This window comes from Sulfobacillus thermotolerans (assembly GCF_039623705.1).
In the GTDB taxonomy this organism is placed as follows: Bacteria; Bacillota; Sulfobacillia; order Sulfobacillales; family Sulfobacillaceae; genus Sulfobacillus; species Sulfobacillus thermotolerans.
In genome coordinates this window covers 55,460-71,354 of record NZ_CP133983.1, presented here as the reverse complement: position 1 = coordinate 71,354, position 15,895 = coordinate 55,460, and the positions used below count along the sequence as shown (strand labels likewise).

Below are 15,895 nucleotides of genomic sequence, written 5' to 3'. Positions count from 1 at the left end.
GCGACCATTCTCGCATAAGGGGTAAGGGCGGTAAGTGATCAGATCATGGTTTGGCGGCAGCCCAATGCTAGCAATACGATCAACGATAGTGGTAGCGCCAAACCAGTATCCGGCAATGAACTCGGGACGGAGTGACTCGAGGGCGATCAAAGTTCTTTAGCCCTAACATTGTTTATAAAGAAATACCCCAATGGGCAGTGACCATATATGCAGACTTATCGGCATTATCTGTCTCGATTCGGACCTTTAATTTAGTAGTTATGGCTGTAACGATTGGTAGGGATACATGCAATGTTTGCGCAAGTATGGGGCTATTACTGACGTACTCGGCTCAGGGTAACAGAAGGAAACTTGAGACCATTGCTTCAGCGAGCGATGTCGCCTCTTAGCCACCTATGATTGCGGTCAAAGTTCATAACTTAGGATTTTGGAAATTTTCGACTTTTTAGTCCGGAGCATAGAAAGAATTGAATTCAATAGGAAGCCGCGACACGTAGAAGTCGCGGCTATCTCACTTATTTTACCGGTTTAATGCCTTGAGGAGGTAACTTAAATGGCTCTTGGAGGATCCGCTCTGCCTCTATTCGCAGGCGATTTAACTGCTGTTGTACACCAGCATGATCTGGTTTAACTCGTGCTGCTCCGGAATACTTTTGCCATGCTTCGTGCAACCGACCTTGCATTTTTAGCGCATCGGCCTCAACTACGGGCGCAAGGAACATAGGTATTTCTGGACTAAAGGAGACAAGTCCCCGATACGTCGGCGCTACTGCCTGCGCTTGCCTTGCGCTCTCAACGGCTCTATTTATCCTCTCGTCGGCCTGCAAGAGAGCAACCTGTGCCTGCCAATACCACCCAGAGGGATGTTGGGGGTCAGAGGCAACCGCTCTTTCAGCAACGACCCGTGCCTCATCGAGGCGCTTGAGTCGCACGAGGGCTTCACATAGTACCGCGCGCACCTCAACGATACGACCGTACGTTTTGTCATTCATTGCATTGGCTTCTGCGCGGTATAATGCATCAACGGCCTCTTCGACCTTTCCGGAAATAAATAAATCACGTCCCAGAAATCCCCACGCTGCAGCGTTGTTCGGTTCGTCTTTTGTCCACTCCCGCAACAACCGAATGTTTCGCGCGTACTTATCGCGTTCCACCATAACATCTCGTTCGTAACCCCAATGATCCACCCGAATCCGCGCAACACCCCGTTGCATAGGTTGGGGCCCATTTAGAAAACCAATTTGTTCGTGAATCCGTCCCAACCAACTAAGTCCACGACCCAGGGGATACATTCGTGTCGTATCGTAATTGGGCTCAATTCGCTCTCCCAAATGATTGACCTGGACAAAGCGCAGTAGCATGGGCGGATCCCATTTATCGTATAGCCCCGCGACAATACGTGGGACATGGACATCTTCTACATTGAGAAATTCATCCGCATCAACCCATAATACCCAACCTGTATCTCCAAGAACTTGATCAGCGGCTCTGCGAGCTGCACCAAAATCATTTTGCCATTCGACTTCGATGACGGTCGCACCCGCCCCTCGAGCAATCGCCACCGTATCGTCGGTCGAACCTGTATCTACGACCACAACTTCATCGACCGCAGGTTTCAGCGCATCAATACATCGTTGAATTTGGCTGGCCTCATTTTTAACCAAAATTGCACCCATAACGCGAACATGTGGCACCTCTAACAACTGGCTTACCCAGGGAGTAATCGGGTCATCCTCATGTCCTCTCAGCCGTTCAAAAACACGAGGTGCCCACGCCGCCGGTGGGTCCAGTATCCACCCACGATCGTAACAGGCCCATGCACTCCCATAGTCATCTATGTGTTCAAGTGCCTCACCAAGGAATACCCATGCCTGTGCGTCAGTAGGTACTTTCTCCAGTTGGGGCCTTATGACGTCAATGGCATCTTGCCAATGTTTAGCACGTAACGCGGTTTCTGCTAGAACACGCCATGGGCTATCGGATGTTGCTACGGACATTACATTTCCTCCTAGAAGAGCGGGATTAAATCGACGGGGCTTCCTAGGTGGGAAGCCCCGTGATTAAATCTATATCTTTATTGTAAGCCTGACAATATGGTACTGCTTATGGTTGTTGCATCAGAACTGGGTACACCACGGTCGGCCCGTTAGCCGTTAGCGATACCTTTGTGTTGACAACAAAGGACTGGGATGGAGCGACTGTCCATGTCCCACTACTATTTTCGGTAGCAATCGCCACATATGCGGAATCCGTTGTACCGCTGTTACCGTCATACGCACCGCTGTTTACAGCCATTTCGACGTTGCTACCGCTATAGGGGCTCGTAATCGTGACACCCACGTAATCGGTGCTCGCTGCGGCACCTGTACCTGGAGTTTCGTCAAGAGCCACGTAATATGCGCTACCAGCAACTTCCCACACAGCTACAGTTGCTGTAGTGACAACGCCTGACGAATTGGAAATTGTCACACTAGGCTCAATAACTGGGGTGAGCACAGTAAATTCACCCGTAGCTTGATTATAGGTTGCAAAGTCTGTAACACTCGCAGCGTAGTCTGCGGTTACAGGGTTACCGTTTACCGTTACTGCTGCAGTGTCACCACTCGCGTTTCCAGTACCCGTCTCAGTCGCTGCCGACATAGTCGAGCTTGCCAATGGCTGGACGTCAACCGTAAAGCTGACTGGCGCCACACTCGGGTCGCTCGTGTCTGTTACGGTCACTGTTGCTGTGCCGGCTGTGCCACCCACTACTTCAAACGTCGCAACACCACTGGCTGCTGAGATGGTCGATCCACTAATTGATAAGGTGGTACCCGTTTCGATTGTACCGCCATAATCTAACACAACATCGCCGTTGGACGTGGACACTTGCAAACTGTCTGTTCCAGAGATTTGTGTTTGAATTGCATTTTCTTCAGTAATGGTCGCAGTAGCGGCGGACAATCCCGGTAACGTCAGTGTCGTGCCCGAGTAACTGCTCCCCGTAGGAGCTACAACTGAAAGCCCCAGTTCCGCTACAGTGGCCGCAGGAGAGGTAACAGTAGCTGTCACGGTTCCAGTAGGGTCAGCCACAGTCTGAGAAATGGTCGCTGACACGGTGTAGGTAGAAGTGGTGGTTCCAACACTCGTAGCCGCATCAACGGTGACAGACGCAGCGCCACTGGCATTGGTCAATTCCGTCAAAGTCGTAGCTCCGTTGGCAAACGTTCCACTACCGGTTATGGTAAAGGTAACAACCGCGTTAGCATCAGCCACAGGGTTGCCTACGCTGTCCTCGACTTGAGCCGTGTAGGTCGCGCTCTTGCCTTCCGCAATGCTCTCCGTACCAGTAACGCCCAACTGATATGCAGGGCCTGTTACAAACATGTAGCTCGTTGACGCCGTGGTCGACAATGGCGCATCTGTCGCCGTATTTGCCACATCTCCACTCGCTGCGGTAAGAGTCAACGTTGCCGGAGAGGCCTGGGTTGTCGTATTGACAACAGTAAATGTCGCCGTTGTATCACCGGTACCTACCGTAACCGCAACGGTATCTCCTGTTTGAGGAATAAGCGTTGCAGAACCAGAAGACCCACTGCTGGTTACGACATATGCCATTCCGGTCGTCGCATTGTCAGTGAGATAGAAGGTTTCTGTTGACGGTGCGGTTACGGCCTGACCAGCCGCATCCTCGAGCGTTACCGTGTACGTCGTTTCCGTCGTGCCTGAAGCCAGCGTAAAAGAGCTTAATGAGCTTACAGTGTAAGTCGTCGCGGTGCTTAGCGTTCCTGTGGTGGAAGAAACACCCAATTGAGCGGCTTGGCCTACGCCAACAGCTTCAATGGTGGTCGTACCCGTCGCGAGATTCTGGGCGGACGCCATTATGCCAATGCTACCCGCCACATCTGGTTCACTGTATACAGTAAACGAAGCTGGAGCCCCGTCGCCAACAAATTCAGTCGTTGAGGATGCCCCTCCCGAGAGAGTCCCGGCCCCTACAACATCAGCTGTTACCGCATAAAATGTAGATGTGACACCAGTTGGCAAGGGGTTGCCCGCTTGGTCGCCAAGGGTAATCGTAACGGTGTCTGATGTCGAAGTGTTGTTAGGTACGGTGGAGGTTGCTGCGCTAACCAACAACTCCGTAGCAACCGGGGACACGGTTGTCACCGTAACAGAACCGTAGCTCACAACACTTGCAGTCGATTCACCGGAATTCGCCACTAATCCACTTGTTGTGATGCTTTCGGAACCAATCAATGAAGTGGATGCTGTCACCGTAACGGCTGCTGTTCCATTCGTGATGGTTAACGTCGTCGTGTCTAACCCATTCGCGAAGGTCATTCCCGACGGCGCTGTCAAGGTAACGGTTCCATTGAAATTCCCCACTGTGTTGCCGTTGTTGTCGACAACCATAGCAGTAATGGTATCGCTAGCCGCACCGTCAGCTACCAAGCTGGAGGACGTTGCTGAGAGTTTAACCGCTGCTGCCTGACCAAAAGCATCAAACGTAGCCTTGGAGTACTCGGAAAAGGCCGCGGTCTGGGGAGCATTTAAGTCCTTGGCATACAACACCGCGTGGTAATCACCAGCTAGCGCGGCGGTAACTTGGAAGGTCGGAGAGCTTTGGTAGTCTCCGCTAGCAAACCAGTTGCCATCCGGGCTTTGAATCCACAACTGGTATACCGGATCCGTCAAATTCTTCGAGCTGGCGGTAAACGTAAGGGTTGTGCCGGGCGCCACATTGGTCAATGTCGGAGCCGTCAAGGTTGCACTCGAATCTACGTTGACGAATTGATTGCTGTTGGTGCCTTCAGAGTTGGCCGGAATCGCTTGGCCCTTGTCTTTAGCATACACAACCACTTCGTAACTTCCTTGTTTTAGTGGGGGCAAGGAGAAGGAATTGCTGGTTGACCAGCTGGTTGAATGCCAGTTTCCATTGACGCCCTCATACCAGAACTGGTATAGAGGTGTACCCGTTCCACTCTGAACCGCAGTGGCCGTGAAGCTGACGGTGTTTCCAACAGCTACGGTGCCTTGTTCAGAGCTCAGAGTTACACTAACAACAGCCGGAGCAGTTGCTGCAAAGGCGCTGGCAGCAGGAATCATAGACATTAACAACATGGCTGATCCCAGCGTTAAGCTACCGGCTTTTCTCGAAATATTCTTTGCCAAAGTTCAAAACCCTCCTCAAAATCACTCATGCATAGATCGGGTATGAAAAATCCTTAATGAGATCTCCGGAGTGTCTCTAAGCTTCCGGCTTTCCCGACGGTTCTTTGCTCATTCCCGGCAAACTACCGCCTACGTTGTCGAGATAATACTCCAAAGCCGCATTAACGATGGCCACCTGGCTTTGCCCGGTCTCATACGAGTGGCGCAAGAGCCGTTCTTTTAGCTCAGGAGTAAGGCGGACTTGGAATGATACGTAGGCTCGGGAACGTCCATAGAAATTTGCCACAACGTACCACCTCTCACCTCCTGCAACTCTCAGGCTCTGACCCGAATGCGTTGCCTTTTTAGACGCGAGGCTCGTCTTATATCGTCGGGGTGACAGGCTCTTCCAGATTTCTGTCAGCTATGTGGCAAGGAAGTGGCCTCTATCCCCAACTCTTTTCAGTTAGGCGTCAACAACTTATTTGTAAATCAGTGGATTCGACACCAAATTACGGTATCTTTTCCAGCTAATACTTAGCGTAACGATCTCGATGCCATACGTCAATATATCAATCAACCAATCAATAACTTTTTTATTGAGGCACGCAAATATTTCATTCCCCTTGTCGATTGTGGTAAAATACGCAACTTTACACCCTATGCCCAAACTGGCCAGTTAAGAACCCCATTAAGCCCCAGGGCGCGTGCGAGCATGAAAGACCCATGGCTTTGGTACGTCTTGCGCTTTCAGCCGTGTCCCATCTGAAATCAACGTAAATGTCACACCCAGCGACAGAGGAATTTCTTCGATCGTAAAGGGCCCTAAGGCTTGTGGAGGATTGGCCCATGCATGAATTTTATGCTGCAAGGCATCAATCTCAAGGCCTAAGAGTGTTTGCATAAGATGAAAAGGCGCGGCGGACGCCCATGCTTGCGGTGCACACGCCTCAGGGTAAGGTACAGGGGCCACACCCTGTTCCCCGGCAAACAGTTCGGGTAGTCGGTACCAGGGAAAATGCTCAGTGGCTTGCATGAGCGCCAGAGCCAGGGTTTCAGATTCCTTAGCTGCTCCGGCCTTTAGCAGTCCCGCAGCAATAAGACTTGTGTCATGCGGCCAGACGCTTCCGCGGTGATAGCTGTAGGGATCATAGGCACTCTGCCCGGCCGCCAAGGTCCGAATTCCCCATCCCGAGAATAGGTCGGGAGCGAGTAAGCGCTGTGCCACCGCACGCCTCTTGGTGCGTGGTACTATGCCGGCCCATAGGCATTGTCCGGGATCAGAGGTCACCGCATCCAGCAACCGCCCATTCCCGTCCACCGCCAACCCATAAAACAGCTGATCTGGCAGCCAAAAGAGCGCATCAAATTGCCTTTGCAGTTTTTTCGCTCTTTTCTCTAAGTCGCGTGCCCAGTCATCTTGTCCCTGGACGTGGTAATAATCGGCCATGGCCCGAAAGGCGCGGTATACATAGCCTTGGACCTCCGCCACTGCGAGTGGCGGGGACGCGTGCTCACCATCCGCAAAAACCATCGAATCCGCGGAGTCTTTCCATGACTGCACCGCAAGACCTTGTGCGGAGCGCGGGGTAAAACTTAGAAGTCCTAAACGGTTGCGGTCTTGAGCCCGCAGCAAATAATCCAGCGCCGCTTGGGCCGCAGGCTTCATCGTATTCATCAGCGCATCGTCACCCGTACGCCGCCAGGTTTCTACAAGGAGAATCAAAAAAAGCGGAGTGACGTCCACAGAGCCGTAATAACGCGCAAACGGCACGTCATGAGTCCGGGCCATCTCCCCGAACCGCACTTCATGCACCATTTTCCCAAGCTCTTCTTCCCGTTCGGGGTCATCTTGGCGTCCTTGCCATGCCGCGAGCGTATGAAGAGTGTGATACGCGTAAGAGGGATTCCACGCCAACATTTGATAGGACGCAATCACCGCATCACGGCCAAAGAATGTGCCAAACCAGGGAATGCCCGCCATGGGCACCAGGCCCTGGCCATAATCGGTCGCCAGCATCTGCATATCACTGCCAGCCCGGCTCATAACGTGTTGCCAGAGTTCGCGCTCAAAAGAAAACTGAGGAAAAGGGTCCGCACCCTGCTTTCGGCCCGTGTCAATTTCCGGAACGGGATTGTGCCACGTGGTTTTCAGCACAATCTCTCCAGAAACCTCTTGCCCATCAATCATCCATTCCCACTGGCCTGCAGCATTGTTCTGGGCGGCGCGTGTTGATGCCATAGTCACCTGCCGGGTGATGCCGTCGCGTCCTTCATAGCGGTACTGCGCTTGATAAGCATCTTGGTCCACCGTTTTATGCCCCACATGCCGTGGATCAGATCCGCGCAGTTCGAAGATATCGGTAAAATCTGCCGCAAAAGCCAAGGAGAGCCGCCACGGCTCGGGCGTGCCATAATGCTGCCATGCCCAGCGGTCTTCCATGCCCTCCGGGTAAAGCTGCCATGTTCGTTCGATTACCCGCGTCATGCCCGCGTGTTGAAATACATACCGGGCGCGGAGTACATCCGTTGTCACGGTCATAGCCAAAGGCGCGGGCACTTCTCCATTGATGCGCCACTGGTAGGTTGAAACCATGCGGGTATCATAGAGATAGACCCCTTGGCGCAAGGAGGATGCTTCAATGCGCCCGGCCGTAGACAGCACCGCAAAGGCCGCCCGGCCTTTAAAACCGGCTCCCCGGGATTAGTCCGCGGCGTCTGATAAAGAGCCGGCACGCCCGTCGATTCTCTGACCTTGAGAATGGGCCGTACGCGTTCGCAGAGCACCTCTTCCCCATGAATCCGGCGAATCAGCATCTCGGCCAAGCGCTCCCCCGCTTGCATCCCGTCATGCTCCACCGTGGTCAAAAAGCCCGCGTCAAAAGCCCCTGCTTCGCGCCCAAAACCCACAATCGACAATTGGCGAGGCACATGAATGCCAATGTCCCCCGCACATTGCCACGCCCCTAAAGAGACGGCCGTATTGACGGCAAAAATTGCGGAGGGCCGACTGGGCGATGTCAACAGCTCATACGTCCTTTCATATCCGCTGCTTTGAGTCATCGGTCCTTCGGTAATCCAAGGAGCCAATCCGCGCGCCAGCATCGCTTCGGTATAGCCCCGGCGTCTTTGCTGAGCCGTTTGACAGCTTCCTGGTCCTGCTAAGTGCACAATCCGCCGGTGCCCGAGATCTAACAAATGCTCTGTCGCCAACCAAGCCCCCTGGCGATTGTCTACGTTGTACCAAACGTAGGGCGGTTCTCCGCCATAGACGACACAAGGCACCTGCTCGTCTTCCAAAAACCGCACCGCTGCCTCCATATCGGCGTCATAGATTAACACCATCCCATCCACCCGGCGGGATCGTGCAACCCCCTCCAAATACGACACAAGATCGTGCTGCGAGGGTTCGGGAGCCAATACGATTAAGTGATACCCCGCGCGTTGACACGCGCGGATGAGGCCCGACATCACGAACGTCGGCAGGGTCCCCGTGCTGGCCACCGACGGCGGAACCACCACGCCAATCGTCTCGGATTGGCCCCGCACTAAAAATCGTCCCTGCGCATTGGCCCGGTAATGCAACGCTTCCGCAGCACGGCGGACACGCTCGGCGGTTTCTGGCGAAATACTGCCCCGGTTATTCAAAACATAGGAAACGGTTGCGGTTGACACCCCAGCTAATTTCGCCACATCGCTAATGCGGGCGGGGCGATTTCTGTGATCCAAATATTTTCACCTCAGCACTTAATCGTTTCACTTAAACGATTGAATTATATGGAATATCGTGCCATAATACTAGAAGTTTTCTGTATTGCATACATAATCACGCAGAAAACAATCGCATTGGCAGGATTCTTTCGCCATCATACTGCCTTTCGGGTCATAGAATGACCAGGCGCCGCCGTTGCTTCTGACAACGCGCTGCCTACCAAAGGATAGGAGGATGCCCCGTGAACATGCCAAGACAGGTTCGCCGCCGCACTGTGGCCGTCATGAGCAGCACAGCCTTGCTACTCACCCTCGCCGGTTGCGGATCTAGTACCACAGGCGCCAGCGGTCCCCATAACGTCACCATCGTCTTTGCCACCCAAGGGCTCGGAACCGAAGCCCAAGCTACACAAGCCGCTGTCAACGCGTTTGAAAAACTTCATCCCCATATTCATGTGCAAATTGAAACCTTGTCGGCCTCCTCGAACGACGCCTATCAAACCCTTATTACCGATTTAACGTCAGGATCGGGTACGCCCGACGTTATCACCGCCGATGTTATTTGGCCCGCCACGTTTGCGGCCGCCAAATGGATTATGCCTCTAAACCAATTTCATCCCAATACCAGCAAATTTTATCAAGGAATGGTCAAGTCAGGAGAGTATCACGGCAAACTCTATGCCATGCCTTGGTTTATTAATGTGGAAGGCTTGTATTACCGCACCGATCTCGTCAAAACTCCCCCTAAAACTTTTGCTCAGCTCACCGCTGATGCCCGGGCCGCTATGAAGAAAAATCCCAAATTGATTGGGCTGGCCTTTGAGGGGAATAAATATGAAGGAGCCGTCACCGTCTTTCAAGACATTTCAGGAGGTTTCGGCGGGTCATTTCTTAACGCTCAAGGCAAGCCGGTCTTGAATTCGCCCCAAAATATCAAGGCCTTGACGTGGCTTGACAACGCCATAAAGACAGGATTGTCGCCCACCGCAGTGACCGGGTGGGAAGAGGGAAATGTTCAGCAAGCTTTTCTCTCGGGTGATGCCGTCTTTGCCACCAACTGGCCCTATCTCTATCCCTTAGCGGAAGCATCAGGATCTGCTGTGAAAAACGAAGTGGCTTTTGTCCCCACGCCTGTAGATGGAGGGCAACCTACAGCCTCATTAGGCGGCGATGACCTCGTCATCAACAAAAATACCAAGTATCCCAAACAGGCCTGGGAACTGGTGAAATATCTCACCTCCGCTAAAACGATGACAGCGCGTGCGCTCATTTCAGGCGATCCTCCTGCCCGGACCGATGCTTACACCCCGAGCTTATTGGCCAAAGCCCCGTGGTTCAAACAAGAAGAGGTGGTCTATGCCGACGCGACCCCACGTCCCGTCACCCCTTTGTATCCCCAAATCTCGGCCCAGATTCAAGAAGCCCTATCGGCCACCTATTCCGGCCAAGAAACTCCCACCCAGGCGCTCAATCAAGCCCAAAAGGCTGTGGAAGCGATTGTGAGCGGCCATGGCAGCTAAGACGCAACTAGCCCCGGCACTAGGCACAGGCTCTCCCCAGCCAAAGCGGCGCCGTTCCTATATGGCTGCCCGTTCGCGGGTTGGGTATCTTTTGGTCTTACCGGCAGTGGCGGCCTTAGCCGCCATTGCCATCTATCCTCTTGTATACAATTTGGTGTTGTCGACCCGGTTTGATGTGCTGACGGAGCCGGGCACGGGCCACTTTACCGGGTTAGCCAACTATAAACAGATGGTCACTGACCCTAATTTCTGGGGGGACTTAGGTCGGACGGGGATTTTTATGGTAGTTTCGGTGACGCTGGAATTTGTCGCGGGCCTCATTTTGGCTCTCATTGTCCACCGGCAGTTTAAGGCGCGTGGCTTGGTCCGCGCATCGATTCTTATCCCCTGGGCCATCCCAACCGCGGTATCTGCCCTGCTTTGGAAAATGTTCTTTGATATCCGCTCAGGCTTTGTCGACTTCGCCCTCAAAGCTTTGCACCTGCCCGGTTCTCAACTCGTGTGGTTCAACTCGCCAACATTAGCTTGGGTCCCCATTATTCTGAGCGATATGTGGAAGAACACACCTTTCATTGCGCTATTGCTGCTGGCCGGCTTGCAAACCATTCCGCAAGAGAGAATTTTTCAGCCAAATCCCGGCAGACATTGAAGAAGCGGCCATGGTGGACGGCGCTACTATCACCCAAACCATCACCCGCGTATTTGCACCGATTGCCATGCCTGGCATCTTTACGGCTGCCATTTTAGGCTTTCTTCTCTCGTGGAATGACTTTCTCTTTGCGCTCTCGTTCATTCAGACGCCTAATATGGATACCGTTCCGCTAGCCCTCGTCAATTTCCGCAACGCCTATTACGTGCATTATGGGCAAATTTATGCAGGCGTCGTGATTGCATCTCTGCCCATTGCCTTGATTGTTTTGTTCTTGCAAAAGCGGATTGAATCGGGGCTCACCGCGGGCAGTGTGAAGGGTTAGACGCCGCGCCCATTACCCCCTCATCGAATCCATCGTCATGCCCACACAGAAAGGCAGGTTTTCGTCTTACCATGAAACCCTTTTACGCCCTGTTGGCCAATGGTCTTACTACGGCCCTCGCCGGTCCCACGGGGGCCGTAGACTGGTGGCCGGTTCCAAGATTTGATGGACCCACCATCTTTAGCCGCCTGCTCGATCATCACGCTGGGGGCTATCTGAGTCTGGAGCCCGAAGGGTATACCACCGTCACGCAGCGCTACCGTCCCGAAGGGCTGTTTCTGGAAACGCATTTCGAGTGTCCCGGTGGCTTCGCCACCATAACTACGGGTCTAGAAGTGGGACGCAATGCGCTGTGGCTGACCGCGAATAGTACCGTTCCGCTGGTCTTGACGTGCCGACCCAGCTTTGATTATGGCGTCGTCAGGCCCTCTTTTGTGCCACTGCCCCACGGCATGCGCTTCATTAATCCTGTAGGGCCTGGCCAAGCCGCCCTCATTATCCAAGGTCCGGCCGAGCTGATGAGCCGCATGGACCAATGGCGATGTGGCCCCGGACGCCTTACGGTGGTCTTCCGGGTATTGATGGAAGCCAAACCCGACTGGCGTTGGCTCTCGGCCCCAGTTCCAACCGATGCAGACCGCATTTGGGCCAAATCTTCTGCCTTTTGGGCGCTGCCCACGGCGGCGCAAGATACCGAAGAGCCTATTAGACGCAGCTTGCTAATCATTAAAGGCTTGACGTTTCGTCCCACCGGCGCCCCGGTAGCGGCAGCCACGACCTCTTTACCGGAAGCTCCCGGCGAGTCCCGACAGTGGGACTACCGCTACGTATGGGTTCGCGACAGCGCCTATAGCGGCGAATCCTTGCTGTTAACCGGAAACGTCGTAGAGGCCAAGCGTACCTCGTTCTTACCGCGTTCCACAGGCGGCATTCCCGACGCGGCGCTTCTCACCTTGCCCCTTTATGGCTTCGTGTCCGTGCATAACCCGTACTTTATCAATACATTAAAAATCATTGAGAGCACACTCGTTGACAATGGGCTCGTCTACCGATACCGTGCCGATGACTTAGGCAAGGCGCGCTTTCCATTTTTGTTGGTTGGGTTTTGGTATGCCCGCGTGCTATTGCGGCAAGGACGGCACGAGGAGGCCCAGCACGTGATTGAGCGGCACTTGGCACAAGCCACGCCCTTAGGCTTGTACGGCGAGCATGCTGATGAACAAACGGGAACCGTACGGGGAAATTTTCCCCAGCTCTTCTCCCATAGTGCGTTGGTGACCACGCTGATGGAGCAAAAGTTTCTCGCCCAAGGGCGACCGTTACCCGAATATGCCTTATTGACCGCAACAAAACTTATGGGCTAGCTCTATCCTCGAAGATCGCTGCAGGCCTCCGCATAACATACGTCGGGGGCCTGTGGCATTTACCGCGCCACAGTGAGCCGCCCCGAAAACAATATCCATGCTATACTCTATACAAATTGCTATCATACCCTTACGAAGTGAAATTCAAATGATGATCAATCCCATAAACCCGTAGGCACCGCCATGGATCTAGCGGCGCTTGCATGGGCCGTACGGATACGCCAATTCATCTGGGATGCGTCGCGTGGGCGATTCTATATTGAGAGATCTCAGAGGCCTCGTGAGACATTATCACGGTGCCTCTATGAAGGGGGATGGGGAATGCTAGGAGATTCTCTTGCCATAGCGGTCTCTTGGGTTCCTACCGCGGTATGAATCTGGGGGATGAGGTGGTTCTGTGGCCATCCGAACGCCTGTTTATTGGGCGGGAAGAAGAATGCCAAGCGTTAAGAGATTGGTTAGCACAAAAACTCGCGCCGACGTTCGTCATTGGACTCCACGGGATTGGCGGCATCGGCAAATCAACGTTGTTGCTGCGGTTTTTTCAAATCGCTCGTGACGCGGGCGCATTGACCGCGTGGCTCGACGCGCGGACCGTGGACAATACGGCCCAATCCTTTTTATCGGCCTTACCTTCCGTTTTTCACAGTACCACCCTGGCTTCACAACTGACCGCACAACACGCTGTGCTCGCCATCGACAACTATGACGAAATTTACGGACTCGATGCGTGGTTGCGAGAAGTGCTCCTGCCCTCTTGGCCGTCGCACAATCTGCTTGTCGTCTTGGCCTCCCGCCAAAGCATTCTTTCCCGGTGGCGTCTAGACCCAGGCTGGCAACGACGTGCTATTGATCTGCCGCTCAAACCCTTTACGTTAGCCGAGATCCGTCAATGGCAAGCGAACGTGTCACGAACGCCAACACAGGAAATACCGGCCGAAACCTTATACGAACAGACGCGAGGACTACCTCTGGCGCTGGCCTTGTCGCTCGAGACGCCCAGCATACCGGACACTACGGGGCTTCCTGCGTTATGGAACGACCTAGACGAGCATTCGCCGTCGCGCGACGCCATCGATATCTTAGCCCTAACACTGGTGGCTCCATGGAATTTTATCCAAGAGATATTGCACCGTCCCGTGAGCCTTGCGGAATACCAATCCTTAAGCCAGCTGGCCTTTGTGCGGCGCACGCCGCAAGGCTTGACCCTGCATGACTTGGTCCGGCATTATTGGTATGAGCATCTGCGGACGAAGCGCCCCGAGCACTTTACTCAGCTCCGCGACAAAATCTTTCGCCGGTTTGTCCACGATTGCCGCGTTGGCACGCCCACAAGCGGAACCTTTATGTCCCAGCAATTTTTCTGGTTGTTCCGCGACGTCTTTGGTATCACCACGCCGTACGCGAATCTAAGGGCCCTCTTGGATCAATTCGAACCCACGCCCTTCCGGCGCGAGGACACCGAGTGGTTGCTTAACGTCAGCAGGTTATGGCAGCGTGAAAGCCTTCCCGTAAGCGCAGAAGACGCCCAGGGCTTTCTCTACGAGGTCATGACCCGTTTCCCAGAGCTCTTGCGTATCTTGCGCCGGCAAGATACCGGGCGTCCTGTCGCCTATATGATGTCCATTTGGCTCACTCCGGCAACGGCCGATCTGATGCGCGCCTATCATCCGGCGTTTACGGACGCATTACTAGATGCTTTACACCTATCCCAAGAGAATCTGGGGCAGTCTAATACTACCTATCATCTCACAGCAGGCGTAGACCCCACGCAACACGATTATCCCCGTGATGAACTCATGGGCATCGTCATTCGCGATGCCTTTGGGTTGATGGCAGGAAACCGCAATTTGGTCATGGCCCAAGTCCCAGCACTGCAGCAATTTCTACAAACGTTTGGTTATCATGCAACAACTTTTCACAGTGGTGACGCCATACTTTATGAGCTAGACCTCAGACAACTGCCGTTTGCGCGTTGGATTGTCCCGGTGTTAGCACGCTTGTCCCACAGTGCCTTAATACGTCGGACAGACATTACCAGTGCTGAGGTCAAAGCGGCCTATGAGCACCTTCATGACCATTCCTTTCATCTCGCGGATGACAGTGTATTTTCCGCAGACGCTGGACCCATTTGGCGCCGGGGCCTGAAAGACTTATTAGAGCCGCCATTTATTGCCCCTTTAACGGCACAGGATGCCCAGGTCTTGCACTGGGTCTATGTCGAGCGCCACACTGATCCCATCTCGGCCATGAAACGCTTTGCATTCAGCCGTGCTAGCTTTTATCGGCACTTACGCTCCGCCCTCGAACACGTCACAGAGGTTGTGCAAAAAACATTCTAAAGACAACGGGGACCCTCGTTCAAGACATCTGTGAAGTCCCCTTGCGCAACTCACTGTGCCACAGCAATAGGGACCGCCTCAGTCCTATTAGCGACCGGGGCTCCTGCTCGAGTTCGTCTATCATAAGAAGGTGAATGACCAAGTGGCACCCATTTTGCTTGATACGTTTAGCCCCTCTGGCCTGATAGACGCTTCATGAATCCGGGCCTAACAAAAACACCACGTCTAGGGCATGGAGTTAACGCAGGATGCGCTCTATTTGTTCGCGGACTGATGGAATAGCCGCTAAGCGGATTAAGACATCTTGCGCTTCCTCTAAAGACAGCAGCCGAATCAGGGACGTCAACGGTTGGCGTTGCAAGACCTGATCAGGAAAATCCCGAGCAATCACCACAACGGCCACCACATGGGCACACCACACACCTGGGTCCGAACAGGAACACGCTACCGTCTCCGGCACCCACGCGTCATGATGAGGCGCCAAGGTCACGTGCACCTGGTACGGTTCCCGCCCCAGTCCTTCCACTTCCCCCATTAAATGGCCACGCCGCACCGTGACATTAAACACCCGACTCTCCTTCGCATAGGTGAGTCCTTTGGCGAGAACCTCGCTTTTTGCAATTTGTCCTATCCGCTCATTGCTAATATCAATTCGGTCCATAGTATTTTCTACCTACCTTATTTTGTGTAAGCTCTTGGAGCTCACAACAATCGTTAATGGGTTGTGATACCATCTCAAAGTTTTTAAACAGACCACAAAATGGTTGACACCGCGTCCAAACGTGTTCGCTGACTTAGTGTATCATGATCTCAATCTTTTGGAATACCAACGCGCTTACACGTTATTGAGG

The 15,895-nt window shown here is 53.5% G+C and carries 11 protein-coding genes; 5 read left to right on the top strand and 6 right to left on the bottom strand.

The window, feature by feature from the left end:
- Nucleotides 1–515 precede the first annotated feature (515 nt).
- From ORD20_RS00295 to ORD20_RS00275, 5 genes are all read right to left on the bottom strand, one after another.
- The gene (locus tag ORD20_RS00295; protein ID WP_103374263.1) at nucleotides 516–1,997 is read right to left on the bottom strand and encodes a glycosyltransferase; all 1,482 of its coding nucleotides are present in this window, start codon (nucleotides 1,995–1,997) and stop codon (nucleotides 516–518) included.
- A gap of 106 nt (nucleotides 1,998–2,103) precedes the next feature.
- Nucleotides 2,104–5,154, bottom strand: coding sequence for a triple tyrosine motif-containing protein (locus tag ORD20_RS00290; protein WP_103374264.1), 3,051 nt, complete (start codon nucleotides 5,152–5,154; stop codon nucleotides 2,104–2,106).
- Nucleotides 5,155–5,230: 76 nt separating this feature from the next.
- Nucleotides 5,231–5,440: a hypothetical protein gene (locus tag ORD20_RS00285; protein WP_103374265.1), complete on the bottom strand. Its 210-nt coding sequence runs from the start codon at nucleotides 5,438–5,440 to the stop codon at nucleotides 5,231–5,233.
- 384 nt (nucleotides 5,441–5,824) lie between these two features.
- Nucleotides 5,825–7,762, bottom strand: a complete 1,938-nt coding sequence (locus ORD20_RS00280) for a glycogen debranching N-terminal domain-containing protein (RefSeq protein ID WP_430626738.1) — start codon at nucleotides 7,760–7,762, stop codon at nucleotides 5,825–5,827.
- Nucleotides 7,672–8,862, bottom strand: coding sequence for a LacI family DNA-binding transcriptional regulator (locus ORD20_RS00275; protein ID WP_430626393.1), 1,191 nt, complete (start codon nucleotides 8,860–8,862; stop codon nucleotides 7,672–7,674). Before ORD20_RS00275 ends, ORD20_RS00280 begins: the two co-directional genes overlap by 91 nt.
- Before the next feature lie 230 nt (nucleotides 8,863–9,092).
- On the opposite strand from ORD20_RS00275, the gene ORD20_RS00270 reads away from it, so the two are divergent.
- The 5 genes from ORD20_RS00270 (at nucleotide 9,093) to ORD20_RS00250 (ending at nucleotide 15,044) form a co-directional block, all read left to right on the top strand.
- A complete protein-coding gene (locus tag ORD20_RS00270; RefSeq protein WP_242968260.1) occupies nucleotides 9,093–10,364 on the top strand; it encodes an ABC transporter substrate-binding protein in 1,272 nt (423 codons plus the stop codon).
- Nucleotides 10,354–11,013 (top strand): carbohydrate ABC transporter permease, encoded by a 660-nt coding sequence (locus ORD20_RS00265; protein ID WP_430626392.1) that lies wholly within the window; start codon nucleotides 10,354–10,356, stop codon nucleotides 11,011–11,013. Before ORD20_RS00270 ends, ORD20_RS00265 begins: the two co-directional genes overlap by 11 nt.
- Nucleotides 11,014–11,023: 10 nt before the next feature.
- Nucleotides 11,024–11,338 carry an ABC transporter permease subunit gene (locus tag ORD20_RS00260; protein WP_430626391.1) on the top strand — a complete coding sequence of 105 codons (315 nt, stop codon included), beginning with the start codon at nucleotides 11,024–11,026 and terminating at the stop codon, nucleotides 11,336–11,338.
- A 71-nt stretch (nucleotides 11,339–11,409) separates the two neighbouring features.
- Nucleotides 11,410–12,702 carry a glycoside hydrolase family 15 protein gene (locus ORD20_RS00255; RefSeq protein ID WP_430626390.1) on the top strand — a complete coding sequence of 431 codons (1,293 nt, stop codon included), beginning with the start codon at nucleotides 11,410–11,412 and terminating at the stop codon, nucleotides 12,700–12,702.
- 389 nt (nucleotides 12,703–13,091) lie between these two features.
- The gene (locus tag ORD20_RS00250; RefSeq protein WP_146038960.1) at nucleotides 13,092–15,044 is read left to right on the top strand and encodes a hypothetical protein; all 1,953 of its coding nucleotides are present in this window, start codon (nucleotides 13,092–13,094) and stop codon (nucleotides 15,042–15,044) included.
- Between the two features lie 238 nt (nucleotides 15,045–15,282).
- On the opposite strand, the gene ORD20_RS00245 is transcribed toward ORD20_RS00250, so the two are convergent.
- On the bottom strand, nucleotides 15,283–15,705 hold the full coding sequence (locus ORD20_RS00245) for a hypothetical protein (protein ID WP_103374272.1): 423 nt from the start codon (nucleotides 15,703–15,705) through the stop codon (nucleotides 15,283–15,285).
- Between the last annotated feature and the right edge of the window lie 190 nt (nucleotides 15,706–15,895).